The organism is Cupriavidus sp. FW305-26 (genome assembly GCF_058787975.1).
Window position 1 is genome coordinate 28,810 of record NZ_JBYTAH010000014.1, and the last position, 23,760, is coordinate 52,569.

19 protein-coding genes are annotated in these 23,760 nt (G+C 67.2%); 9 read left to right on the plus strand and 10 right to left on the minus strand.

Annotation, left to right across the window (positions count from 1 at the left end):
- Positions 1–244: 244 nt before the first annotated feature.
- From AC3WQZ_RS10835 to AC3WQZ_RS10845, 3 genes are all read left to right on the plus strand, one after another.
- Complete coding sequence (locus AC3WQZ_RS10835; RefSeq protein WP_010811718.1) at positions 245–2,167, plus strand: PrkA family serine protein kinase; 1,923 nt, start codon at positions 245–247, stop codon at positions 2,165–2,167.
- A 37-nt stretch (positions 2,168–2,204) separates the two neighbouring features.
- Positions 2,205–3,467, plus strand: a complete 1,263-nt coding sequence (locus AC3WQZ_RS10840) for a YeaH/YhbH family protein (protein WP_010811717.1) — start codon at positions 2,205–2,207, stop codon at positions 3,465–3,467.
- Between the two features lie 135 nt (positions 3,468–3,602).
- Complete coding sequence (locus AC3WQZ_RS10845; protein WP_010811716.1) at positions 3,603–5,156, plus strand: SpoVR family protein; 1,554 nt, start codon at positions 3,603–3,605, stop codon at positions 5,154–5,156.
- A gap of 31 nt (positions 5,157–5,187) precedes the next feature.
- On the opposite strand, the gene AC3WQZ_RS10850 is transcribed toward AC3WQZ_RS10845, so the two are convergent.
- Genes AC3WQZ_RS10850 through AC3WQZ_RS10870 form a run of 5 tightly spaced genes read right to left on the minus strand, consistent with a single transcriptional unit; the run spans position 5,188 to position 10,148 of the window.
- Entirely contained in the window at positions 5,188–6,186 is a 999-nt protein-coding gene (locus AC3WQZ_RS10850) for an acyl-CoA dehydrogenase family protein (protein WP_010811715.1), read from the minus strand.
- Between the two features lie 39 nt (positions 6,187–6,225).
- Positions 6,226–7,386: an acyl-CoA dehydrogenase family protein gene (locus AC3WQZ_RS10855; RefSeq protein ID WP_010811714.1), complete on the minus strand. Its 1,161-nt coding sequence runs from the start codon at positions 7,384–7,386 to the stop codon at positions 6,226–6,228.
- Between the two features lie 40 nt (positions 7,387–7,426).
- Positions 7,427–8,416 carry a tripartite tricarboxylate transporter substrate binding protein gene (locus AC3WQZ_RS10860; RefSeq protein ID WP_010811713.1) on the minus strand — a complete coding sequence of 330 codons (990 nt, stop codon included), beginning with the start codon at positions 8,414–8,416 and terminating at the stop codon, positions 7,427–7,429.
- A gap of 50 nt (positions 8,417–8,466) precedes the next feature.
- Positions 8,467–8,928: a MaoC family dehydratase gene (locus AC3WQZ_RS10865; protein WP_010811712.1), complete on the minus strand. Its 462-nt coding sequence runs from the start codon at positions 8,926–8,928 to the stop codon at positions 8,467–8,469.
- Positions 8,925–10,148: a CaiB/BaiF CoA transferase family protein gene (locus AC3WQZ_RS10870; RefSeq protein ID WP_010811711.1), complete on the minus strand. Its 1,224-nt coding sequence runs from the start codon at positions 10,146–10,148 to the stop codon at positions 8,925–8,927. Before AC3WQZ_RS10870 ends, AC3WQZ_RS10865 begins: the two co-directional genes overlap by 4 nt.
- Positions 10,149–10,254: 106 nt before the next feature.
- On the opposite strand from AC3WQZ_RS10870, the gene AC3WQZ_RS10875 reads away from it, so the two are divergent.
- Positions 10,255–11,145, plus strand: coding sequence for a LysR family transcriptional regulator (locus AC3WQZ_RS10875; protein ID WP_010811710.1), 891 nt, complete (start codon positions 10,255–10,257; stop codon positions 11,143–11,145).
- Between the two features lie 19 nt (positions 11,146–11,164).
- Here AC3WQZ_RS10875 and AC3WQZ_RS10880 read toward each other — a convergent pair whose 3' ends face one another.
- Entirely contained in the window at positions 11,165–12,361 is a 1,197-nt protein-coding gene (locus tag AC3WQZ_RS10880; protein WP_010811709.1) for a helix-turn-helix transcriptional regulator, read from the minus strand.
- Positions 12,362–12,788: 427 nt separating this feature from the next.
- On the opposite strand from AC3WQZ_RS10880, the gene AC3WQZ_RS10885 reads away from it, so the two are divergent.
- Together AC3WQZ_RS10885 and AC3WQZ_RS10890 are read left to right on the plus strand one after the other, a co-directional pair.
- Positions 12,789–13,043 (plus strand): FitA-like ribbon-helix-helix domain-containing protein, encoded by a 255-nt coding sequence (locus tag AC3WQZ_RS10885; RefSeq protein WP_010811708.1) that lies wholly within the window; start codon positions 12,789–12,791, stop codon positions 13,041–13,043.
- Complete coding sequence (locus AC3WQZ_RS10890) at positions 13,040–13,474, plus strand: type II toxin-antitoxin system VapC family toxin (RefSeq protein ID WP_492300536.1); 435 nt, start codon at positions 13,040–13,042, stop codon at positions 13,472–13,474. The genes AC3WQZ_RS10885 and AC3WQZ_RS10890 overlap by 4 nt, the downstream gene beginning before the upstream one ends.
- Positions 13,475–13,501: 27 nt before the next feature.
- Here the strand turns inward: AC3WQZ_RS10890 and AC3WQZ_RS10895 are convergent, their stop codons facing one another.
- Positions 13,502–15,871, minus strand: a complete 2,370-nt coding sequence (locus AC3WQZ_RS10895) for a mechanosensitive ion channel domain-containing protein (protein WP_492300538.1) — start codon at positions 15,869–15,871, stop codon at positions 13,502–13,504.
- 264 nt (positions 15,872–16,135) lie between these two features.
- Between AC3WQZ_RS10895 and AC3WQZ_RS10900 the strand changes: the two genes are divergently transcribed.
- The 3 genes from AC3WQZ_RS10900 (at position 16,136) to AC3WQZ_RS10910 (ending at position 19,964) form a co-directional block, all read left to right on the plus strand.
- Positions 16,136–16,918, plus strand: coding sequence for an SDR family NAD(P)-dependent oxidoreductase (locus tag AC3WQZ_RS10900; RefSeq protein ID WP_011616767.1), 783 nt, complete (start codon positions 16,136–16,138; stop codon positions 16,916–16,918).
- Between the two features lie 76 nt (positions 16,919–16,994).
- Entirely contained in the window at positions 16,995–18,578 is a 1,584-nt protein-coding gene (locus tag AC3WQZ_RS10905) for a fatty acid--CoA ligase (protein WP_492300540.1), read from the plus strand.
- A 147-nt stretch (positions 18,579–18,725) separates the two neighbouring features.
- Positions 18,726–19,964: a TetR/AcrR family transcriptional regulator gene (locus AC3WQZ_RS10910; RefSeq protein WP_010811703.1), complete on the plus strand. Its 1,239-nt coding sequence runs from the start codon at positions 18,726–18,728 to the stop codon at positions 19,962–19,964.
- A gap of 14 nt (positions 19,965–19,978) precedes the next feature.
- Here AC3WQZ_RS10910 and AC3WQZ_RS10915 read toward each other — a convergent pair whose 3' ends face one another.
- From AC3WQZ_RS10915 to AC3WQZ_RS10925, 3 genes are read right to left on the minus strand one after another with little or no spacing between them, the layout of a single operon-like run.
- Positions 19,979–20,989, minus strand: coding sequence for an ABC transporter ATP-binding protein (locus AC3WQZ_RS10915; RefSeq protein WP_037024202.1), 1,011 nt, complete (start codon positions 20,987–20,989; stop codon positions 19,979–19,981).
- A gap of 46 nt (positions 20,990–21,035) precedes the next feature.
- The gene (locus AC3WQZ_RS10920; protein WP_058697848.1) at positions 21,036–22,037 is read right to left on the minus strand and encodes an ABC transporter ATP-binding protein; all 1,002 of its coding nucleotides are present in this window, start codon (positions 22,035–22,037) and stop codon (positions 21,036–21,038) included.
- 24 nt (positions 22,038–22,061) lie between these two features.
- A complete protein-coding gene (locus AC3WQZ_RS10925; protein ID WP_492300557.1) occupies positions 22,062–23,729 on the minus strand; it encodes an ABC transporter substrate-binding protein in 1,668 nt (555 codons plus the stop codon).
- Positions 23,730–23,760: the final 31 nt, after the last annotated feature.

The following is a 23,760-nucleotide window of genomic DNA, read 5'->3' on the forward strand; positions in this document are numbered from 1 at the left end:
GCAAGGCCCGAGCGGAATGCAGCCAAAAGCTGAAGCGAATTCATGCAGAAAATGCAGCAACGAAACAGACGTTGCATCGATGCGAGATTTGTCAACTCGGATTCCACCATCGCCGTTATTTGACTATGATGAAGTAAAGACTTCGCAACATGACAGGTCGCCAGGCCGGGGTGGTGTGCCGCGAACGTTGCGCGAAGCCTTAGGGGTAGCACGCCTCGGACGTGAACTCTGACGGGAGTGAGGTATGGACATTTTTGGCCATTACGCTACGCGCTTCGAAGCTCGCAAGGAAGAGGAATACAGCATCCAGGAGTACCTGGAGATCTGCAAGAAGGATCCGACTGCCTACGCGACTGCTGCAGAGCGCATGCTTGCCGCCATCGGCCAGCCTGAGCTGGTGGATACCCACCATGACCCCAGGCTGTCCCGCCTGTTCTTCAACAAGGTCATCCGCATCTATCCGGCCTTCCGCGACTTCTATGGCATGGAGGACACGATCGAACAGATCGTCTCGTTCTTCAAGCACGCGGCGCAGGGCCTGGAAGAGCGCAAGCAGATCCTCTACCTGCTCGGGCCTCCGGGTGGTGGCAAGTCCTCGCTCGCTGAAAAGCTCAAGGCGCTGATGGAGGAGATCCCCATCTACGCGCTCAAGGGTTCGCCGATCCATGAGTCGCCGCTGGGGCTGTTCGCGCCAGAGGAGGACGGCAAGATCCTGGAAGAGGACTACGGCATTCCGGTCCGGTATCTGAACACCATTGCCTCGCCATGGGCGGTCAAGCGCCTGCACGAGTTCAACGGCGATATCACCAGGTTCCGGGTGGTCAAGCTGCGCCCTTCGGTGCTGTCGCAGATTGCGATCTCGAAGACCGAGCCTGGCGACGAAAACAACCAGGATATTTCCTCGCTGGTCGGCAAGGTCGACATCCGCAAGCTGGAAGATTTTCCGCAGGACGATCCGGACGCGTACTCCTATTCCGGCGGGCTCTGCCTGGCCAACCGCGGCCTGCTCGAGTTCGTTGAAATGTTCAAGGCGCCGATCAAGGTCCTGCACCCGCTGCTGACGGCAACACAGGAAGGCAACTACAAGGGCACCGAAGGCTTCGGCGCGATCCCGTTCGACGGCATCATCCTGGCGCACTCGAACGAGGCCGAGTGGACGACCTTCAAGTCGGACAAGAACAACGAGGCTTTCCTGGACCGGATCTATATCGTCAAGGTGCCGTACGTGCTGCGCGTGTCCGACGAGGTGAAGATCTACGACAAGCTCTTGCGCAGCAGTTCGCTGTCGGCCGCGCCGTGCGCGCCCAACACGCTGAAGATGATGGCGCAGTTCGCGGTGCTTACGCGCATCAAGGAGCCCGAGAACTCCAATGTCTTCTCGAAGATGCGCGTCTATGACGGCGAAAGCCTGAAGGACGTGGATCCGAAAGCGAAGTCGTACCAGGAATACCGCGACTACGCCGGCATCGACGAAGGCATGAACGGGCTGTCGACGCGCTTTGCGTTCAAGGTTCTGTCCAAGGTCTTCAACTTCGACAACACCGAAGTGGCGGCCAACCCGGTGCACCTGCTGTACGTGCTCGAACAGCAGATCGAGCGCGAGCAGTTCCCGCCGGAACAGGAAGCCAAGCTGCTGTCGTACATCAAGGAGTACCTGACCACTCCGTTCGTGGAGTTCATCGGCAAGGAGATCCAGACCGCCTACCTGGAGTCGTATTCGGAGTATGGGCAGAACATCTTCGACCGCTATGTGGTGTTCGCCGACCTGTGGATCCAGGACCAGGAGTACCGCGATCCCAATACCGGCGAGATCCTCGACCGCAACGCGCTGAACGACGAGCTTGAGAAAGTGGAGAAGCCCGCGGGTATCTCGAACCCGAAGGACTTCCGCAACGAGATCGTCAACTTCGTGCTGCGGGCGCGAGCCAACAACAGTGGCAAGAATCCGGTCTGGACCAGCTATGAAAAGCTGCGGATGGTGATCGAGAAGCGCATGTTCTCCACCACGGAGGACCTGCTGCCGGTGATCTCGTTCAATGCCAAGTCTTCGCGCGAAGACCAGGATAAGCACGAGAACTTCGTCAACCGCATGGTCGAGAAGGGGTACACGCCCAAGCAAGTGAGACTTCTGGTGGAGTGGTATCTGCGCGTAAGAAAGTCATCGTAACGGCGCCGCGGAACAGGTCTCTCAACGAGGGCAACATATGGCTACGGTCATCGATCGGCGCGAGAACGGCGGCAACAAGAGTGCCGTCAACCAGCAACGTTTCATCAAGCGCTACCGCGAGCAGATCCGGCAAGCGGTGGCAAAGGCGGTGTCCGGCCGGAAGATCATGGACATCGAGCAGAGCGGCCAGGTGTCCATTCCGGTCAAGGACATCTCCGAACCGATCTTCCACCACGGCCCGGGCGGGCGGCGCGAGTGGATTCACCCTGGCAACAAGAAATTCGTCAAGGGTGATTCCTTCGACCGCCAGCAGCAGGGCGGTGGCGGGACCGGTTCGCGCGCCAGCGACAGCGGCGAAGGCGAAGACGATTTCGTCTTCACGCTGTCGCGCGAGGATTTCCTGAACTTCTTCTTCGAGGACATGGCGCTGCCGGACCTGGCCAAGCGCCACCTCGCCAAGATCGCCGAGGTGCGCAAGGTGCGCGCCGGCTTTTCCATCGACGGCACGCCGTCCAACCTGTCGATCCTGCGCACCATGCGCAGTTCGCTGGGGCGGCGCATCGCCTTGTCCAGCCCTTACCAGAAGCGCCTGCGCGAGCTGGAGCTGGACTACAGCGAGGCGCTGGAAAAGGACGGCCCCTACGCCGAAGGCACGCTCGAGCTGATGGAGAAGATGCGGCACCTGCGTGCCTGCATCGACCGCGTGCCGTTTATCGAGAAGCTCGACCTGCGCTACAACAACCGCGTGCTGAAGAAGCGCCCCCAGGCCCAGGCGGTGATGTTCTGCCTGATGGACGTGTCCGGCTCGATGGACGAGAGCCGCAAGGACCTGGCCAAGCGCTTCTTCATGCTGCTGTACCTGTTCCTGAAGCGCAACTACGAGCGCATCGACGTGGTGTTCATTCGCCATCACACGGTGGCGAAGGAAGTCGATGAGGAAGACTTCTTCCACTCGCGCGAGTCCGGTGGTACCGTGGTATCCAGTGCGCTGAAGCTGATGGTGGAAGTGATCCACGACCGCTATCCGCCCAGCCAGTGGAATATCTACTGCGCGCAGGCGTCAGACGGCGATAACTGGGCCGGTGATTCCGAGTTGTGCGGACGCCTGCTGCGCGATTCGATCCTGCCACTGGTCCAGTACTATGCATATGTTGAAGTCGCATCGGAAGAGCCGCAGAACCTCTGGGAAGAGTATCTGACGGTCAAGGGACAGTTCGATCACTTTGCGATGCAGCGCATCATCGGTGCGGACGAGATCTACCCGGTGCTGCACGACCTGTTCCAGAAGCGCGCAGCATAGGTTGGCGCCGATCCTGGCCTTCCTCGCGGGGGGCCACAGTGAAGGCAAATGGCGAGGCAACGCGGACCACGCGGCGCGGCGATGCCGTGCGCGCCGGACGGGTCTGGCGCCTTGCCCGGGCAACAAGGGGCGAAGATGGCTTATCTCTCCACGGGTTCGGAATGGACCTTCGAGCTGATCAAACGGTATGACCGCGAGATCGCCCGCATCGCCGGCGAATTCGGGCTGGATACCTATCCCAACCAGATCGAGATCATCACCGCCGAGCAGATGCTCGACGCCTACGCGTCGGCGGGGCTGCCGGTCGGCTACAGCCACTGGTCCTACGGCAAGCACTTCCTGGCGTCCGAGCGCAGCTACCAGCGCGGCCACATGGGGCTGGCCTACGAGATCGTCATCAACTCCAATCCCTGCATCGCCTACCTGATGGAGGAGAACACCATGCCGATGCAGGCGCTGACGATCGCGCACGCCTGCTACGGCCACAACTCCTTCTTCAAGGGCAACTACCTGTTCCGCACCTGGACCAACGCGGACGCCATCGTGGATTACCTGCTGTTTGCCAAGAACTACGTGGCCGAGTGCGAGCAGCGTTACGGCGAGCGTGAGGTTGAACTGCTGCTGGACTCTTGCCACGCCTTGCAGAACTATGGCGTGGACCGCTACAAGCGGCCCAAGAAGCTGTCCATCACCGAGGAAAAGGCGCGCCAGGCCGATCGCGAGAACTACCTGCAGATGCAGGTCAACGACCTGTGGCGCACCCTGCCCAAGCACCGGCCGCATGCGCTGGCGTCGGAGGACGAGGCGTCCGAGGGGGAAATCATCTTCCCGCCCGAGCCGCAGGAGAATCTGCTGTACTTCATCGAGAAGAACGCGCCCAAGCTGGCCTCGTGGCAGCGCGAGATCGTGCGCATCGTGCGCAAGATCGCGCAGTATTTCTATCCGCAGCGCCAGACCAAGGTCATGAACGAAGGCTGGGCCACGTTCTGGCACTACACCATCATCAACCAGCTGTACGAGGAAAAGCTGGTCAACGATGCGTTCATGATGGAGCTGCTGCAGGCGCATACCAACGTGATTTACCAACCGCCGTACAACAGCCCCTATTACAGCGGCATGAACCCCTACACGGTCGGTTTCCTGATGTTCCAGGACCTGCGCCGCATGTGCGAGAACCCGACCGAAGAGGACTACCGCTGGGCCCCGGAGTTTGCCGGCAGCGACTGGCGCAAGACGCTGGACTTTGCCATGCGCAACTTCAAGGACGAGAGCTTCCTGCTGCAGTTCCTGTCGCCGCGCGTGATCCGCGAGCTGAAGCTGTTCTCGGTGCTGGACGATGACCGCGAAGGCAAGCTGCGCGTCACCGCGATCCACAACGATGAAGGCTACCGCGCGATCCGCCAGCTGATGGCGGCGCAATATGACCTCTCCAGCATGGAGCCCAATATCCAGGTCACCAATGTCGACGTGGGCGGCGACCGCTCGCTGACGCTGCGGCACCTGCAGAACGACCGCCGGCCGCTGGCGCACAACTTCGACGAGGTGATCCGGCACGTGACCCGGCTGTGGGGCTTCACCGTGCGGCTCGAGGTCGCCTACGAGGACGGCCGCACCGAGCTGAAATATGAGTGCAAGCCGGAGCGGCGCCACCGCCGCCCGCACGGCGGCGGCCTCAGCCTGGCCGCCTGATCCCGCGATTGCCGGGGTTAGGCCCGGCCGCTCAGGCGGCGGGCGCGGGCTCGCACCATTCGCGCACCAGCTCCACCGCGTTGCGGCCGGCGCTGGCGCATACCTGCTCGCCCAGCATCCGGCTCCACCAGCGCTCTGACCCGTCCGCCACGCGCCACGCATGCAGCCGGCGCGTATAGAGTTGCAGGTCGTATTCCTCAGTGATCCCGATGGCGCCGTGCACGGCGTGAGCGATGGCGGCCACCGGCGTGACCGCGTCGCTGGCGCGCAGCTTGCCGATGGCCGCGCGCAGCCGGTCGGGCGTGCCGGTGCCGCTGTCGCAGGCCAGCTGTGCGGCCACGCGTGCGGCGGCGACATGCTCGGCCATCTCGCTGACCTGGTGCTGGATCGCCTGGAACTTGCCGATGGCGCGCCCGAACTGCTGGCGGTCGTTGGCGTACTGCAGGGTCAGGTCGAGCACGTGCGACAGCGCGCCGGCCAGCTGCGCCGTGTGCAGGCAGGCGCCCAGCGTGCGCAGGGTGCCGGCGGGCAGTGAAAACGCCGCTGGCGCCGAGGCGTCAGGGCGCGGCACGCGCAGCGTCAGGTCGTGATGGGCGCCGGTCGCTTCGGCGCGGGCATCGGCCGCCGACAGCAGCAGGCAACGCTCGCCGTCCTGCAGCAGGAACCACTGCGCATGGCGGGCGTCGGCCATCAGCGCCGCGCCGGCGCCGTCTTCAAAGCCGGCGAGTGCGACCGGGCCGGCGGGCAGGGCGATGCCATGCGCCTGCAGCAGCGCGCGCGCAAAGATGGTCTGCGCCAGCGGCAACGGCAAGGCGTGGCGGCCGGTGGCAAAGAGCACCGGCGCCAGCTCGCGCAGCGGCAGCGCGGCACCGCCGGCTGATTCGGGCAGCAGGCAATCGGCAAAGCCGCTTTCCAGCAGCGCTTGCCACAGCGGCTGCGGGTCGGCCTGCTGTTCCAGCGCGCGCACGGTGGCGGGTGGGCAGCAGTCGCGCAGCAGCGCGTCGAGGGCGTCGGAATAGGCGTTATGCATGGGGTATCTCGTTCAGGATGGCGGTCGACGGGGGCGGATTCAGCGCAGGCCGAGCCCGCGCGCGATCATGCCGCGCAGGATTTCGCGGGTGCCGCCGCGCAGCGAGTACGACGGCGCGATCTGCGTGACATAGGCCAGGGTGCGGTACAGCGCCCCATCGGCCGCCAGGGCGGGTTCATCACCGAGCGCGGCTTCCACCAGCGCGGGGATCGACTGCTCGAAGGTCGTGCCCAGGTCCTTCACCAGCGCGGCCTCCACCACCGGGCTTTCACCGGCGGCCAGCCGCGACGTGACGGCCAGCGACATGGCGCGCAGCACCGCCAGGTGGCCGGCGAGCCGGCCCGCGGTCACCGTGTCGCGGCGTGCCGGCGGCAGCCGGCGCATGGCGTCGAGCCAGGTGTCGAGCAGCACCACGCTGGAGTAGAGGCGCTCCGGGCCGCTGCGCTCGAACGCCAACTCGGCGTTGACCTGCTCCCAGCCGCTGCCTTCCTGGCCGACCAGCGCGTCCGGGGCCAGCGCCGCGTCGTCGAAGGTGACTTCGGAGAAGTGCGCGTCGCCCGCCAGGTCGTGGATCGGCCGCACCGTCACGCCCGGTGCGTGCAGATCGACGATGAACTGCGACAGTCCGGCCTGCCGGTCCTGCGGCGTGCCCGAGGTGCGCACCAGCGCGATCATGAAGTGGCAGCGGTCGGCATTGGTAGTCCAGATCTTGCGGCCGTTCAGGCGCCAGCTGCCGTCCGCCTGGCGCACCGCGCGCGTGGCCACGCTGGCCAGGTCCGAGCCGGAGTTGGGCTCGCTCATGCCGATGCAGAAGAAGGCCTCGCCGCGGCTGATCGCGGGCAGGTAGCGCGCCTTCTGCGCGTCGTTGCCGTAGCGCAGGATCAGCGGGCCGCTCTGGCGGTCGGCGATCCAGTGCGCCGACACCGGCGCGCCGCAGGCCAGCAGTTCTTCCACCAGCACGAAACGCGAAAACGGGTCCAGGCCCGCGCCGCCGAACTGCGCCGGCAGCGTGATGCCGACCCAGCCGCGCGCGGCCAGCGCCCGGCTGAAGGCGGCGTCAAAGCCCATCCACGAGCGCGCGCGCGTTTCCGGCGGCAGCGCGGGCAGGTGTTCATCGAGAAAGGCCCGCACCTCGCCGCGGAACGCCACGGCGTGCGGCGGCAGGGAGGTCAGGCCGAAAGTGGAAAGCAATGCGGTCACGGTGAAATCCTGTGTCTGGTATTGGCTGGTGCCAGCGGTCTCAGTCCAGCGTCGCGCCTGAATCCTTCACGACCTTCTGCCAGCGCGTCATTTCCGCGCTGAGGTAGGCGGCGTAGGCCTCCGGGGTCGATCCGCGCGGCTCCGCCCCCTGCGCGGCCAGGCTTGCGCGCGTCTCGGGGTGGGCCAGCGCCTTGGTGGCGGCGGCATTGAGCTTGCGCACGATCTCGGCCGGTGTCCTGGCCGGCACCATCATGCCCTGCCAGGCGCCGACCTCGAAGCCCGGCTGCACGGTTTCGGCAAGGGTGGGCACGTCCGGCAACTGGGCGCTGCGCGTGGTGCTGGTGACGGCCAGCGCGCGCATGCGCTTGTCGCGGATGAAGGGCAGCGATGAATTGATGGTGTCGGCCATGAACTGCACCTGTCCGCTGGCCAGGTCGGTCAGTGCCGGCGCGCTGCCCTTGTAGGGCGCATGCACTGCCGACAGACCGTTGGCCTGCAGGAACATGAAGGCCGCCAGGTGCGTCACGTTGCCGTTGCCGGCCGAGCCGTAGGTGAGCTTGTCGGGGTTGGCCTTCAGGTACTGGATGAACTCTTTCACGTTCTGTACCGGCAGCTGCGCGTTGACCTCCAGCACCAGCGGCACCATTGCCGTCAGCGCCACCGGCGCGAAATCGCGTTTCACGTCGTAGCTGAGCTTGCGGTAGAGCGCCGGGCTCAGCGCGATCGACGAGGTGTTGTACAGCACCGTATAGCCGTCGGCCGGCGCCTTGGCGACGATCTCCGCGCCGATATTGCCGTTGGCGCCGGGCCGGTTGTCGACCAGCACCTGCTGGCCGAGCGTCTCGCTCATGCGCCGTGCGATCACGCGCGACACCAGGTCGGTCGGGCCGCCCGGCGGGAACGGCACCACCATGCGGATCGGGTGCGACGGGTAGGCGGCATCGGCCGCCGCCGCCGGCTGCGCCAGCATCGCCGGCAATACGATGGCTGCCGCGGCAGCCAGTGTCGTGATGAAAGTCTTTGCCTTCATGTGCTTGTCTCCTCCATCCATGCAGCCACGCGGCGGATGCCGCCGTGGGTTCAGCGTCCCGCCAGCAACCGGCGCGCGGTGTAGGTCATGACCTGCTCCCCGCGCTGGTTGAACACCTCGATGCGCGAATCCACCACCGCCCGGCCGTTGCGCGAAGTGGGGCGGATGCCGGTCACGGTCACGGTGGCGTGGATGGTGTCGCCCACCACCACCGGGGCGTGGATCTGCTGCGTGAGTTCCAGCATGGCCAGCCCGGTGCCCTGGATCATGGTCTGCAGGATGAAGCCCTCGATCAGCGTGTAGGTCAGCGCCGCCGGCACCGGCCGGCCCTGGATGGCGCCACCGTCATAGCCGGCTTCGATGAAGATGGCCTCGACCATGCCGGTGACGGAGATGAAATTGACCAGGTCGGTCTCGGTCACGGTACGGGCGAAGGTGCGGAAGGCCTGGCCCTCCTGCAGGTCCTGCCAGTAGAAGCCCTGGCCGAGGCGGGGCAGTTCTGCATGCTTCATGGTGTCTCCTTGGCGGGTGCGCAGCGTGCGGCACCGCTTAGTTGCAATTGCGCGATCGCTTCTGCGGACAGTCCCGCCTGGGCCAGCACGCTCGCGGTGTGCTCGCCCAGCCGCGGCGGGATGCCCAGCGGCGCGCGCTGGCTGTCGAAACGCACCGGCGCGCCGGGAAAACGCAGCGTGCCCATGGCCGGGTCTTCGACGGTTTCGAAGAAGCCAGTGGCGGCCAGGTGCGGATCGGCCGGCAGGTCGTCGAGTTCATTGATGCGCGCCACCGGGATCTGCAGGCGTTCGCACAGCTCAACCCAGTGCGCGGTGGTCTGTCCGTGCACGATTTCGCCGGTGAGCTCGTACAGCGTCTCGATATGCCGCGTGCGTGCCGCGATGTCGGCAAAGCGCGCATCGGCGGCCAGCTCGGGGCGCCCGGCGGCGTGGAAGAAGTCGCACCAGTGCGCGTCGGTGTACGGCATCATGCAGACATAGCCGTCGGCGCTGCGGTACGGGCGGCGCAGCGGTGCCAGCACGCGCGGATAGCCGCTGGGGCCGCGCGGCGGCTCGAAATGGCGGCCGTAGAAGTGCTCGACCAGGTTGAAGGCGACCATGGATTCGAACATCGGCACTTCGACCAGCGTGCCGTGGCCGCTGCCGCCATCGGCATTGCGCCGCGCGCGCCCGGCCAGCGCCGCGCAGACCGACAGCGCGGCCACCAGCCCGCTGGTCTTGTCCGCGGCGATGGTAGGGAAGTAGCGGCTGTCGCCGGTTTGCGCCGCCATCAGCGCGGCATTGCCCGACAGGCCCTGGATGATGTCGTCGTACGCCGGGCGGCCGCCATAGGGGCCTTCCTCGGCAAAGCCGAGCAGGCTGACAAAGACCAGCTCCGGGTGGCGCGCCCGCACGTCGTCGGGTGCCAGCCCCAGTGCGGCCAGCTTTTGTGGGCGCATGCTGTGCATCAGCACGTCGGCGCCGGCCAGCACGCGGTCCAGCGCGGCCTGCGCGGCCGGCTGCTTCAGGTCCAGCACCACGCTGCGCTTGCTGCGGTTCACGCCCAGGAAAATGGCCGCCATGCCGGGCTCGGCGGCGGGGCCGGTGCGGCGGGTGGAATCGCCTTCGGGCGGCTCGACCTTGATCACCTCGGCGCCAAGGTCGGCCAGCCACTGGCTGGCATACGGCCCCATCACCACGGTGGACAGGTCGACCACGCGGATGCCTGCAAGCGGCAGCATGTTGTCTCCGATCTTGTTGACTGTGGGGCACAGGGTAGATCAGCAGGCGAGGCTTGGTCTAATATTAGTTTTTTAGAAATCGATATTCACAGGATATTAACGAGCCATGGACTTCCGCCAGCTGCAGCAGTTCGTCGCCCTGGCCGAGACGGGCAACTTCCACCGCGCCGCTGAACGCCTGCACATGGCGCAGCCGCCGCTTTCCATTTCCATCCGCAAGCTCGAAGGCCAGCTTGGCACGGCGCTGTTCGTGCGCACCTCGCGCGGGGTGAGGCTGACGCAGGCGGGCGAGGCTGCGCTGCACGATGCGCGCCGTGCACTGTTCCATGCGCAGCAGGCACGTGCCGCCGCGATCGCCGCGGGGCAGGGCGAGCGCGGCGCGCTGCGCATCGGCTTTATCGGCTCGGCGACGTATGCGCTGCTGCCCAAGCTGATCCCGGCGTTCCGCGCGGCGCATCCCGGCATCGAACTGATCCTGCATGAATCCACCACCGCCGCGATCCTGGACCGCCTGGAAAAGCACCAGATCGACGCCGGCCTGGTGCGCTTTCCGATCCTGAACACCGGCAACTATTCGCTGACGCCGCTGGAAAACGACGTCTTTGTCGCGGCAGTCCCGGCTGACAGTCCGCTGGCAGGCGCAGACGCCATCCCGCTGCGCGCGCTTGCGGACGAGCCCTTCATCATGTATCCGGCGGCGCAGGTGCCCAACCTGCACGCGGTGGCAATGCTGCTGTGCCAGCAGGCGGGCTTTGTGCCGCGTGTCACGCAGGAGGCGGTGCAGGTGCAGACCCAGGTCAGCCTGGTCGAGAGCGGGCTTGGCGTGGCCCTGGTGCCGAGCGTGGCGGCGCGCTACGCCAACCGGCGCGTGCGCTTCCTGCCATTGTCCAGCCCGCGGCCGGCCGGGCGCATCGGCATTGCGCTGGCGGCGCGGCCCGATGACGGCGACCGCCAGGTGCAGCGCTTCCTGGCGGCGGCGCAGGCGGCAGTGAACTGATGCGGGGTGGTGCGGCGCCTCAGGCGGCGCGCGGGCGCGGCGCGCGCGGCCGCACAGCCGGGGTCACGCTGGCGCGCTCCAGGTTCACGCCCGGCAGCAGGTGCAGCAGCCGCACCAGCTCTGACTGGCGATGCGTGCCGGTCTTGCGCAGCGTGTCGCGGATATGCACGCGCACGGTGTGGGGAGAGAGAAATTCGCGCTCGGCAATCTCGTTGAGGGTTTCGCCGGCAGCCAGGCGGACCGCGATAATGCTCTCCTTGCGCGACAGCCCGAACAGCGAGGTCAGCACGCCGGCATCCAGCACCGAGCGCGATTCCGAGTTGCCGAACAGCATCATCGCGGCCGGCAGCTGCCACGGGCCCTCCACCGGCTGGCGCGAGACCAGCGGCGTGACGATGATCGGCACCGGCTGTCCGCCGGAGGTGATGTGCATCCACGAGCCGGAGGCCGCCTCAGTGCCGCGCGCGCGCATGGCACCGTCAAGCAGCTTGCGCAGCACCGCCTGCAGGGTCTCGCTGTGGGCGCGCAGCACGCCGCCCTGCAGCGACAGGTGGCCGTCGGCCTGCACCAGCGCCTCGGCCCAGCTGTTGGCATAGCGCACGCGCAGGTCGGCCTGCAGCACCATCACGCCGAAGTCCAGCGTATCCAGCCCGGCCAGTCCCAGGCTGGCCAGTCCGCTCAGCTCGAAGTTGCGCTGCTGCATCCGTGCCGCGCGCACCCAGTGCGGCATCACGTGGGCCAGGCGCCGCTCGCGCTGGCCCACGCTGATGCTGCCCGCGCTGGTGCCGCTCATCAGCACGCAAACCTCGGCGTTCTCGATCAGGCGGATGCCTTGTTCCAGTCCGCTGCAGGCCAGCGCAGCCGTGGCCGCATCCGCCATGCCGCCATGGTGCGAGGCCACCAGCGCGGCGGCACCGTCGCAGGCCAGCGCGGGGGCGTCATTGGGGGCGCAGCAAGCGCCCGCATGGGGCAGGTCGAGCGGACCGGGCAGCCAGTCGGGCATGCTGGCGCCGCTGGTGAAGCAGCCGTGCGGGGTCACGCCAAGGCGGGCGTGGCCGGCCAGCTTGTCCCAGATCAGGTAACGCGGGCTGCCTGTGCAGGTGTATCGGGAAAATAGGTCGAGGGCGGCGGGCATGGCCGCAACGTCCAGCGCGGACTCGTAGATTGAGTCGACCAGACGATGGAAGTCCTCGTCCGTAGTCGGGTGTTCGCCCATGTTCAGATCCCCCCGGTGGCAAACGCCTATTGCTCTGTGCCACGGCAAGTGGCTACATCTTTTTGTGTTATCGGTTCCGTTCTGGCGTTCTGTATCTGCGCCGATACGGATGCTGCTGGCGGCGCGCATTGTCCCGTCATGTCCGCCGTAACGCAATCATGCCAAACAATGTTGTTTGTTTTATCCCCCGCATCGGGGGGGAAAATACGGATTGCACGGCGTAACTCCCCGCCAGGCCAGGCAGGGACGTGATCATGCCGCAGCGCGATGGTAGCGCCCCGGAAAAAAGGAATTTTCAGCACTGAAATAGTGCGCGACGTTCCACATGCGCCACGATTCTGTTGGCGCTTGTGCCACAGGTTCAACGCAGCAAGAGCACAGTACTTGCTTGGGTGACAGCGTTGGCACTGCATTAATGAGGGCAATCATGCCGATCCTGACCGTTAGAAATGTGCCCGACGACGTGCATCGTGCGCTGCGGGTCCGTGCCGCCCGGAACGGACGCAGTACCGAGGCTGAGGTGCGTCAGATCCTGGCCAGCGCGGTGATGCCGCAGAAGCGCGTGCGCCTGGGCGATGCGCTGGCGATGCTTGGCCGCGAGATCGGCCTGTCGAATGCGGACGTTGAAGCGATCGGGCAGGGCAAGGACAAGGCAGCGGCCGAGCCGGTGAGGTTTGAATGATCGTCCTGGATACCAACGTTATTTCCGAGGCCATGAAGCCGGAACCGGCCGACGCCGTGCGCGGCTGGCTCAACGACCAGGCCGCCGAGACCTTGTACCTGTCCAGTGTGACGCTGGCCGAACTGCTTTTCGGCATCGGCGCGCTGCCGGCGGACAGGCGCCGCGCCATGCTGGCCGCTGCGCTGGACGGCCTGGTGACGCTGTTCGAAGGGCGCATCTTGCCGTTCGACACGAATGCGGCCCGGCACTATGCGGAACTCGCCGTTGCCGCCAGAAGCCGTGGCCGCGGCCGCGGCCTTCCCACGCCGGATGGCTACATCGCCGCGATTGCCGCGGCCAACGGCATGATGGTCGCGACACGGGACGTGTCGCCCTTTGAAGCGGCCGGGCTGCAGGTGCTCAATCCGTGGCAGGCGCCGCCTCCGTCGTGAAGAGGAACGCCTGCGCCAACCGCGTTGCTACTGTCCCTGAATTGTCGGATCAGCCGCCCGTTGGGTGGCTTTTTCGTTGGCGGTTTCCGGATCCAGCAGTTGCGCCGCGCCGCCATCCACCTGGATCGTCAGGCTCGGCGATGCCATGCGGATGTCGTTGGCGTCGAAATTGCGCTTGAGCCGCGCATTGAAGGCGCGCGTGATCTCGGCCTGCATCAGCGGCCGGGTCTTGAACTGTGCCATCACCACCGGGCCGTTCGGGTCGAACCGGTCCAGCCCCAGGACGTCCAGCCCCGACATCAGGTTGCGCGCGTAGCGATGGTCACGCGCCAGTTCGGCGCCGGTGGTGCGGATCAGCTCCAGCGCCTGGTCCAGGTCGCTCTGGTAGGTGATGCCGATGTTGAACACCGCGTAGCCATAGCCGCGCGACAGGTTCTTGACTGCCTTGATCTGGCTGTACGGCAGCGTGTGCAGCGCGCCGCGGCCGTCGCGCAGCTTGACCGTGCGGATGGTCATGGCTTCGACCACGCCGGCGTGGTCCGGCAGCTCGATCGAGTCGCCGATGGCGATGGAGTCCTCGACCACGATGAACAGCCCCGTGATCAGGTCCTGCACCAGGCTTTGCGCGCCGAAGCCGATGGCCAGGCCGACCACGCCCGCGCCGGCCAGCAGCGGCGTCACGTTGACGCCCAGGTTGGCCAGCACCGCGATCACCGTGATCACCAGCAGGCCGATGAACGAGGCGTTGCGCACCAGCGGCAGGATGGTCTTGGCCCGCAGGCTGGGCTGCGCGCCGCGCCCGTGTGCCGGCGACAGTGATTGCATGATGGCGGTGTCGATCAGCAGCCAGACCAGCCAGGCCAGCAGCACGGTGCTGGTGACGCTGAAGACCGTCTCGGTGAGATGGCGGCCCGCGGCGGACGACTCGGCCAGGCGCACCAGCGACGTGCCCCAGACGCGCATCACCATCTCGATGAAGACCGCCCAGATCAGCACGCGCACCAGCGCCAGCGCAAAGCGCCCGAAGCGCTGCAGGTAGGCCGAGCGGCGGCGGTCGCGGATGCGCGGCGCGCGCGCGGTGGCCTTGGGCGAGTGCCCCACCACCATCGTCAGTAGCAGCCCGGCGAGGAACAGCGCCACCGACGCCACCGTGCGGCGCAGGAACACATCCGCATTGCCGGTGGCCAGGATGGTGCCGACCACCGATGCCACCACCACTGCCAGCACCGGCAGGTGCCAGGCCTGGCCGGCCAGCCGCAGCAGGTCGGTCACGGCCGGGCGCGCCTGGCGGAAGGCCAGCGGCCGCAGCCCGATCAGCTGGCCAATCTGCCGGCGGAAACACAGCGCGAACGCGCCGATGCCCAGGGCCGTGGCGATATTGGCCACGGTGGCCACCAGCGCGCACAGGTTGGTGCCGAGCACGGCGATCACGCGGCTGTCGGTGGCGCCGTCGCCCAGTGCTGCCAGCGCCCCTGTGCAGAACAGCAGCCACGGTGAGTGCGCCAGCAGTTGCCGCACCGCCAGCTGCCGGTGCGCGGTGCGGAACAGCGTGAAGATGACCTGGCACACCGCTGCCGCGATCGCACCGGCCACGATCGCATACGCCACCAGCACGGCGGCGACGCTGGCTGGCGATTGGGCAAACATGTGTTGGGCCAGCAGCAACGTCAGCCCGAATGCCACCACCCACGGCCCGATATGGCGCAGCATGAAGACGCCGACGTCGACCCACGATGGCAGCTCGGGCAGCTTGCCGCGCTCGGCGCGCGTGGGTTTGCCCGCGCGCCGGCGCCGGATGCGGTGGCCGATCTCCCACAAGGCCCCGCCGCTCACCGCCCAGACTGCCAGCACCAGCGCGAATTCACGCAGCGAGGCCAGCGTCGTGCCGATGCCGTTGTGGGTGAGCGCGGCGTGCCATTCCTCGCCCGCGAAGCGCGTGCGCCAGCGCCAGAACTGCCACGGGCCGCGATCCTCGCGCAGATGGGAATCGACCTCGTCCAGCACTTCAGCGACGGCACCGATCAGGCCGGGCGCGGAGGCGCCGGCTGGGGCTGTCGCGGCGGAGGCCGGCGCGGCCCCGGAGGCTCCCAGCCCCTGGCGCATGGTTTGCAGCTGGCCCACCAGGGCGCGCCGCTCGCCGTCGTTCTGCAGCGTGGCGATCACCTGGTCCAGCGACTGCGCCAGCGGCACGCTGGCGGCGGGTGCGCTGGCCGGCGCCGCGGGTTTCTCCGCCTTGCCCAGCAGTGCCGCGAGGGAGCCGGCCGGGGCGGCGTGCGCCGGGATGGCGCACAGCAGCGTCAACAGCGCGGCCAGCATGGCGAGCGCACGCAGCACCGGCTGCAAGGCGGCATGCCAGCGGGGCGCAGGGGTGGGGGCGTGGTGTTCGGGTTTGTGCATGGTCCGTAGTCGGTTGCCGGTGCCGGGCGGCGCCGGAATGGCCGTCGATCGCGTCACTGTAGCGCATCGGTCGCGCCGGGTGCCGGAGCGCGCCGCAGGCCCGCGCCATCCTCATTCGTCGCTTCGGACGATGCGTGGCAACGGCCGATCCACGAATCTCGACCCCACTCCGGTACAGGCGATTCTTGCGCCTGCCGGCTTTATCAGACCGCGGGGCCGCGCTGGATCCGGCCGGACCAGGAACAAGAGACAAGGGAAAGACATATGGAACTCAATGCATCGGTATCGGCAGTGGTGACGGGGGGCGCTTCGGGCCTGGGCGCGGCGACGGCACGTGCGCTGGCAGCGCAGGGCGTGCGCGTGGCGCTGTTCGACCTCAACGTGGAGAAGGGCGAAGCGCTGGCGCGTGAACTGGGCGGCGTGTTCTGCCAGGTCAACGTCACCTCAGAGGCCGAGGTCGAGGCCGGCTTTGCCAGGGCGCGCGCCGCCATCGGCCAGGAACGCATCCTGGTCAACTGCGCCGGCACCGGCAACGCCATCAAGACCGCCTCGCGTTCCAAGGAAGCGCCGGACCAGATCAAGCATTTCCCGACCGATGCCTTCGAGCGCATCATCCAGATCAACCTGATCGGGACCTTCCGCTGCATCGCGCGCTCGGCCGCGGGCATGCTGACGCTGGACAGCGCCGGCGGCGAGCGCGGCGTGATCATCAATACCGCGTCGGTGGCGGCGCAGGACGGCCAGATGGGCCAGGCCGCGTACTCGGCATCGAAGGCCGGCGTGGTCGGCATGACGCTGCCGATCGCGCGCGACCTGGCGGGCGAAGGCATCCGCGTCAACACCATCCTGCCGGGCATCTTCAATACCCCGCTGCTGCAGGGCGCGGCAGAGAACGTCAAGGCCGCGCTGGCGGCTTCGGTGCCGTTCCCCAAGCGCCTGGGGCAGCCGGAAGAGTTCGCCTCGCTGGCCGTCGAGATGTGTCGCAACGGCTATTTCAACGGCGAGTCGGTGCGCCTCGACGGCGCCATCCGCATGGCGCCGCGCTGAGCGTAGCGCCAGCACATCGTCGTGTCCGGGCCCCGCGCACCGCTGGTCCGGACACTCTCAAAATCAGGAGACGCGGATGGACTTCAGCTATCTGACGACACTGCCCCACGCGGTACGCCACTTCGCGCGCCTGCGGCCCGAGGCGGTGGCGTATGCGTTCGAAGGCCGGCAGACCACCTATGCCGGGTTCGAGCGGAACACCAATCGCGTGGCCCAGGCCCTGCTGGCTGAAGGCGCCGGGGTCGGCGAGCGCATTGGCTATATCGGCAAGAACAGCGACCACTATTTCGAGCTGCTGCTTGGCGCGTCCAAGATCGGCGCGGTGATGACGCCGGCCAGCTGGCGCCTGGCGCCGCCCGAGGTGGAATTCATCCTCGGCCATTGCGATGCCGTGGTGCTCTTCGTCGGGGCGGAATCGGCGGCAATGGTCCGGAACCTGCTGCCCGCGCTGCCGATGGTGCGCAAGGTGGTGGTGATGGAGCTGTGCGCCGGGCAAGGCGAGTGGCAGTGCTACACCGACTGGCGCGACGCGCAGCCGGACACGCCGCCCGCGCACCAGCCAGCCGCGCATGACGTGCTGCTGCAGCTGTACACATCCGGCACCACCGGCCGGCCCAAGGGCGCGATGCTCACGCACCGCAACCTGACCATCGGCACCGAAGTCAGCGAGCGCGAGAACCTGCTCTGGTCGCACTGGGTCGCCGACGATGTTTCGCTGGTGGCGATGCCGGTGGCGCATATCGGCGGCTCCGGCTGGGGCCTGCGCAACCTGCTGTCCGGTGCCAAGGGCGTGGTCGCGCGCGAGTTCGATCCGCGCGCGGTGCTCGACTTTATCGAGAAGGAACGCATCAGCAAGCTGTTCCTGGTGCCGGCCGCGATGCAGATCGTGCTGCGCGACCCGCGCGCGCGCCAGGTGGACTACTCGCGCCTGAAGTACCTGCTGTACGGCGCCGCGCCGATTCCCGCGGCGCTGCTGCGCGAGGGCATCGAGGTGTTCGGCTGCGGCTTCGTGCAGCAGTACGGCATGACCGAGACCACCGGCACCATCGTGGCGCTGCCGCCCGAGGACCACACCACCGAGGAAGTGCCGCGCATGCGTGCCGCGGGCAAGCCGCTGCCTGGCGTGGAGATCAAGGTGGTCGACTATGAAGGCCGCCAGCTCGCGCCCGGCGAGGTCGGCGAGCTCGTGGTGCGCTCGCAGCACAACATGGCCGGCTACTGGAAGCAGCCCGAAGAGACCGCGCGCACCATCGACGCCGAAGGCTGGCTGCGCACCGGCGACGCGGGCTACTTGGATGCCGAGGGCTACCTGTACATCCATGACCGCGTCAAGGACATGATCATCAGCGGCGGCGAGAACGTCTATCCGGCCGAGGTCGAAAGCGCGATCTACGGCCACCCGCAGGTGGCCGACGTGGCGGTGGTTGGTGTGCCGGACGAGAAGTGGGGCGAGGCGGTCAAGGCCATCGTCGTGCTCAAGCCGGGACAGGCGCCGGACCAGGCCGGCATCATCGCGTGGACGCGCCAGCGGCTGGCGGGCTTCAAGGTGCCCAAGAGCATCGAGTTTGTCGAGGCGTTGCCGCGCAACCCATCGGGCAAGCTGCTGCGGCGCAAGCTGCGCGAGCCGTTCTGGGAAGGGATGAACCGGCGGGTGAACTGACGCCGGCAAGCAGCAAGCACGAGCCCGCCGTCACTGGCGGGCTTTTGCATTGGCGGGCAGGGAGCGGGGCGCCCGCTATAATCCGCGCAGGCACTGTGCCGCCTCACCACGTCCACTCGCAATATTGCGCGACCACATCTCCCAGCCATGTCCAAGGACCCCGCGCAAGCCCGCCTGACCCGCCGCTATGTCGAAAAGCGCGAGGCCATCCTGGACGCCGCCGCGCGGCGCTTCAACCACCAGGGCGTACGGGGCACCACCTTGTCGGATGTGGCGGAGGACGTGGGCCTGAGCACCAACAGCATCACGTACTACTACCGCAAGAAGGAAGACCTGGTGGTGGCGTGCCTGCTGCGCGCCATCGGCGAGATGGTGGACATCGCCAGTGCGGCCCAGCAGCAGCCGGCGCCGCGCGAACGGGTAAAGGCCTTCATCGCGCTGTTCTTCGAGCGCCTGGCGCGCACCGCCACCGGCGAGCGGCCTGAACTGATGAGTTTTCGCGAGATCCGGGCGCTGCCGGACAGCCATGCCGATATCGCATTCGACGCCTACACCGACATGTTCCGCCGCATCCGCCAGCTGCTGCGCGAGCGCCCGCCCGCCGATCCGGCGCAGCGCAGTGCGCTGAGCGCGCGCGCTCACCTGCTGCTGTCGCTGGCGACCGGCGCGATGTCGTGGGTGGAGCGCTATGAGCCCGAGGACTATCCGAAGGTGGCGCAGACCGTGGTCGACGTGCTGCTGCACGGCATTGCCGCGCCGTCGGCCCGCTGGCATGCGCAGATGGACGTATCCGCGCTGCTGCCTGCGCCGGACAGGCCCGAGACCACGCAGGAGGCGTTCCTGCGCGCCGCGACCGAGCTGCTCAACGAGCAGGGCTATCGCGGCGCGTCGGCCGACCGCATCTCGGCGCGGCTGAACCTGACCAAGGGCGCGTTCTATCACCACAACGAGAACAAGGACGACCTGATCTCGGCCTGCGTCGACCGCATGTTTGCAGTGATCCGCAATACCCAGACGCTGGTGGAGAACGGCCCGGGCACTGGCTGGGACAAGCTGTGCGCGGTGTCGCGGGCGCTGGTGCAATACCAGTTCTCCAGCCAGGGGCCGCTGCTGCGCCTGACCATCTATGGCGCGCTGCCCGAGGACATGCGCAAGGAGAAGATGCTGACCATGAGCCGGCTGTCGGCGCGGATCGTGCGCTTCCTGGTGCTGGGCATGCAGGATGGCTCGATCCGGGCACTGGACCAGTCCATTGCCGCGCTGCAGGTCAACGGCATGATCAATGCCGCGGTGGAGTTGTCCCGCTGGGTGCGCGATGCCCATGCGGACAACGCCGCTGACCTGTTCGTGCGGCCGTTGCTGATGGGGATCCTCTCGGAGCCCTGAGCGCTAGCACACGCTCAAGTGTAGAGGTGGCAGGCCACCATCTGGCCATCCGGCTGCGCCTGCAGCGCCGGGTCTTCGCTGCGGCAACGCGCCATCGCCACCGGGCAGCGGGTATGGAAGCGGCATCCCGACGGCGGATTCATCGGGCTCGGCACCTCGCCCTGCAGCACGATGCGCTTGCGGCTGCGCTCGCCTTCCACGCTGGCCACCGGCACCGCCGACAGCAGCGCCTGGGTGTAGGGATGGCGGGGGCGGGCGTAGAGCGCCTCGCGGCTCGCGATCTCGACGATGCGGCCCAGGTACATCACCGCGATGCGGTCGCTGATATGCCGCACCACGGCCAGGTCGTGCGCGATGAACAGGTAGGACAGGCCAAGCCGCCGCTGCAGCGACATCAGCACGTTGACCACCTGCGCCTGGATCGAAACGTCGAGCGCCGACACCGGCTCATCGCAGACGATGACGCTGGGCCCGAGCGCCAGCGCGCGGGCGATGCCGATGCGCTGGCGCTGCCCGCCGGAGAACTCGTGCGGGTAGCGGTCCGCCATATAGGGCAGCAGCCCGACCATGTCCAGCAACTCCGCCACGCGCGCGCGGCGGGCGCTGCGACCGCCGGGGAAATCATGCACCTCCAGCGGTTCGCTGATGATGTCGCTGACCTTCATGCGCGGGTTCAGGGAGCCGAAGGGATCCTGGTAGACCATCTGCACGCTGCGCCGGAATTGCTGCTCCTGCGCCCGCGTGAAGCTGGCCAGGTCGGCGCCGCGGAAGGCGATGCGTCCGGCGCTGGCGGCCAGCATCTTGAGGATGGCAAGCCCGGTGGTGGACTTGCCGCAGCCGCTTTCGCCGACCAGGCCCAGGGTCTCGCCACGGCGCAGCGTGAATGACACGCCGTCGACCGCCCTGACCGAGCCCACCTGGCGCTTGAGCAGCACGCCGCGCGTGACCGGGAAATGCACCTTGAGGTCGTCGACGCGCAGGATCTCATCGCCACTCTGCACGTCGGCCCGCACGTCATGCTGCATGCCCGCCTGCACACCGCCGTTGCCCGTTGCCGGCTCCGCTATCGCTTCAATGGAGTTCATGGAGGAAGCACGCCTTGAAATGTTGGTCGGAAAGCTGCCGCGTGGCCGCGTCCGGCACGCCGAGCAACGGCGGCCGGGCGCTGCGGCACTGGTCGATCGCCTGCTTGCAGCGCGGCAGGAAGGCGCAGCCCGGGCCCAGCGCAGTCAGGTCGGGCGGCTGGCCTTCGATGGGAACCAGCGGCTCCCGGGTGTCGCCGTCAATGCGCGGCACGGAGGCCATCAGCCCGCGTGTGTAGGGGTGGGCGGGCTGCCGGTACAGGGCCTCGGCGGAGGCGGTTTCCACCAGCCTGCCGCCGTACATCACGGCAACCCGGTCGGCATAGCGCGCCACCACGCCCAGGTCATGCGTGATCAGGATCAGTGCCGTGCCCATGCGCTCGGCCAGGTCCTTCAGCAGGTCCAGGATCTGGGCCTGCACGGTGACGTCGAGCGCGGTGGTGGGCTCGTCGGCGATGATCAGCCGCGGCTCGCAGGCCAGCGCCATGGCAATCATCGCGCGCTGCCGCATGCCGCCCGAAAACTGGTGCGGATAGGCTGAAAGCCGGCTCTGGGGCTCGGGGATCTGGACCTTGCCGAGCAGCTCGCCGGCCATCCCCAGCGCGGTCTTCCAGGGCAGTCCGCGATGCAGGTGGATGGGCTCGGCAATCTGCTTGCCGATGGTGAGCGCCGGGTTCATCGATGACATCGGCTCCTGGAAGATCATCGCGATCCGGTTGCCGCGGATGGCACGCATGCCGCGGGGGCCGAGCCTGAGCAAGTCCTGGCCCTCGAACACGATCTCGCCGGAGTCGATCGAACCGCCCGGGGCGGGGATCAGGCCCAGTATCGACAGCGCCGTCACGCTCTTGCCCGAGCCGGATTCGCCGACGATGGCCAGGGTCTCGCCCGGGGCCACGTCGAACGAGACCTGGTCGACCGCGGTCACCACGCCGCGATCGGTGCGAAAGCGCGTGGTGAGGTCCCTGACCTGCAGGATGGGCTGCGTCATGCGTGTCTCCTCGGGTGGCGCGGCTCAGAAGCCAAGCTTCTTCTTCATGTCCTGGTCGATCCACATGCGTGCATAGATCGGCCCGGGCCGCACCGCGCCCGCGCGCAGCTCGCCGCCGTAGTTGCGCACCCACGGCCACCAGGCGGTGTACATATAGGGCGTGGGCAGCCAGATATAGGGCGCCTCGGCCAGGATGTCGCGCGTGAGCCCGCGCAGCGCTTCCTGCCGCTTGCCGAGATCGCGCAGCTCAAAGGCGGCTTCGACCCGCTTCGTGTAAGCGTCGTTGCCCCACTGCGCGGCGTTCCATACCTGTCCCGGCACGAAGCTCTTGCGGATCGTGGTGGTGGGATTGGTATGGCCGTTGGCCATCATGTAGCCGGGCGCATTGGTCCGCGTCGTCATCGCGGACAGGAATGCGCCGTACTCCATCGGCTGGATCTCGATGCGCACATTGACCTGTTCCAGGTACGCGGCAATCAGCGGCAGCAGCTCCATATGGTCCGGCGCGCAGGCGCATACCTGCACCTTGAACTTGAAGCCCTTGGGGTAGCCGGCCTCGGCCAGCAGCTTGCGGGCCTTGTCGGGGTTGTAGGTGAAGAGCTCCTTCACGTTCTCAGGCATGGCGCTGAGCGGCTCGAAGTAGCCCTCGTAGTCCGGGTGCTGCGGATAGGCAAACAGCTCCGCGTTGCCGCCGTAGTACTGCTTGACGATCTCCTGCTTGTTGACCGCCATGTTGAGCGCGCGGCGCACGCGGATATCGTTGAAGGGCTTGGTGTCCACGCGCATGGCCAGGTATTGCCCGGTGAAGGACAGCCAGCGCGACCACTGCAGCTGCGGCGCGCTCTTCTTCAGCTCTTCCACCGAGGTCCAGCGTATGCCTTCCATGACGTCGAGCTTGCCCGTGCGCAGCATGGTGTTGCGCGTGGCTTCGTCCTTGATGGTGCGCAGCACCATCTTGTCGACGAAGGGCAGCTTGAAATCCTTGCTGCCCACCTTCTCGGTATCCCAGTACAAGGCGTTGCGCGTATAGGTGCTGGCGTTGCCCTGCACGAACTGGGTCAGCTGGAACGGGCCGCTGCCATTGACGTGCTTCCAGTTGCCGGCGCCGGCGCTGGCCACCTCCTTCGGCATGATGCCGGAGTAGTAGCCCCAGCCGAAGCGGTAGTCCCACTCGGCGTTGTACTTGCTGAAGCGGAACAGCACCGTATGCTTGTCCTTCGCCTCCACCTTGGCCAGGTGGTCGAAATAGGTGGGGATCTTCTTCGCGCTTTCGGCCTGGCGCGTGTAGCTGAAGACCACGTCGTCCGCCACCAGTTCGCGCTCTTCCATCACGCCGGGCTTGGCCGGGAACCTGACGCCCTTGCGCAGCCTGACTTCCAGCGTCTGCGGATCGAGCCACTTCCAGCTTTCGGCCAGCTCGCCGCGGATGGCGTCCTCGGGCAGCCACGCGTCGGCCTGGAAGCTGTACTTGCCGCCGAGGCGCCTGGACTTGGACAGGTCGGCCACGAACAGCTGCTCGTAGACCTGGCCGGTGTCGTAGTTCTGCTTCCAGTTCCAGTCGGCCAGGTCCCATGACAGGGCCGAGATGGTCGGGTAGACCGAGCCGATCTCCAGCGTGCCGCCGTACTTGGGCGCGTCGCTCTGCGCGCCCGCCGTGGCTGCGCACAATGCGAGCACCACGCCCGCCAACATCGAGGATGCCTGTGTGTTCAAACCGAAGCCC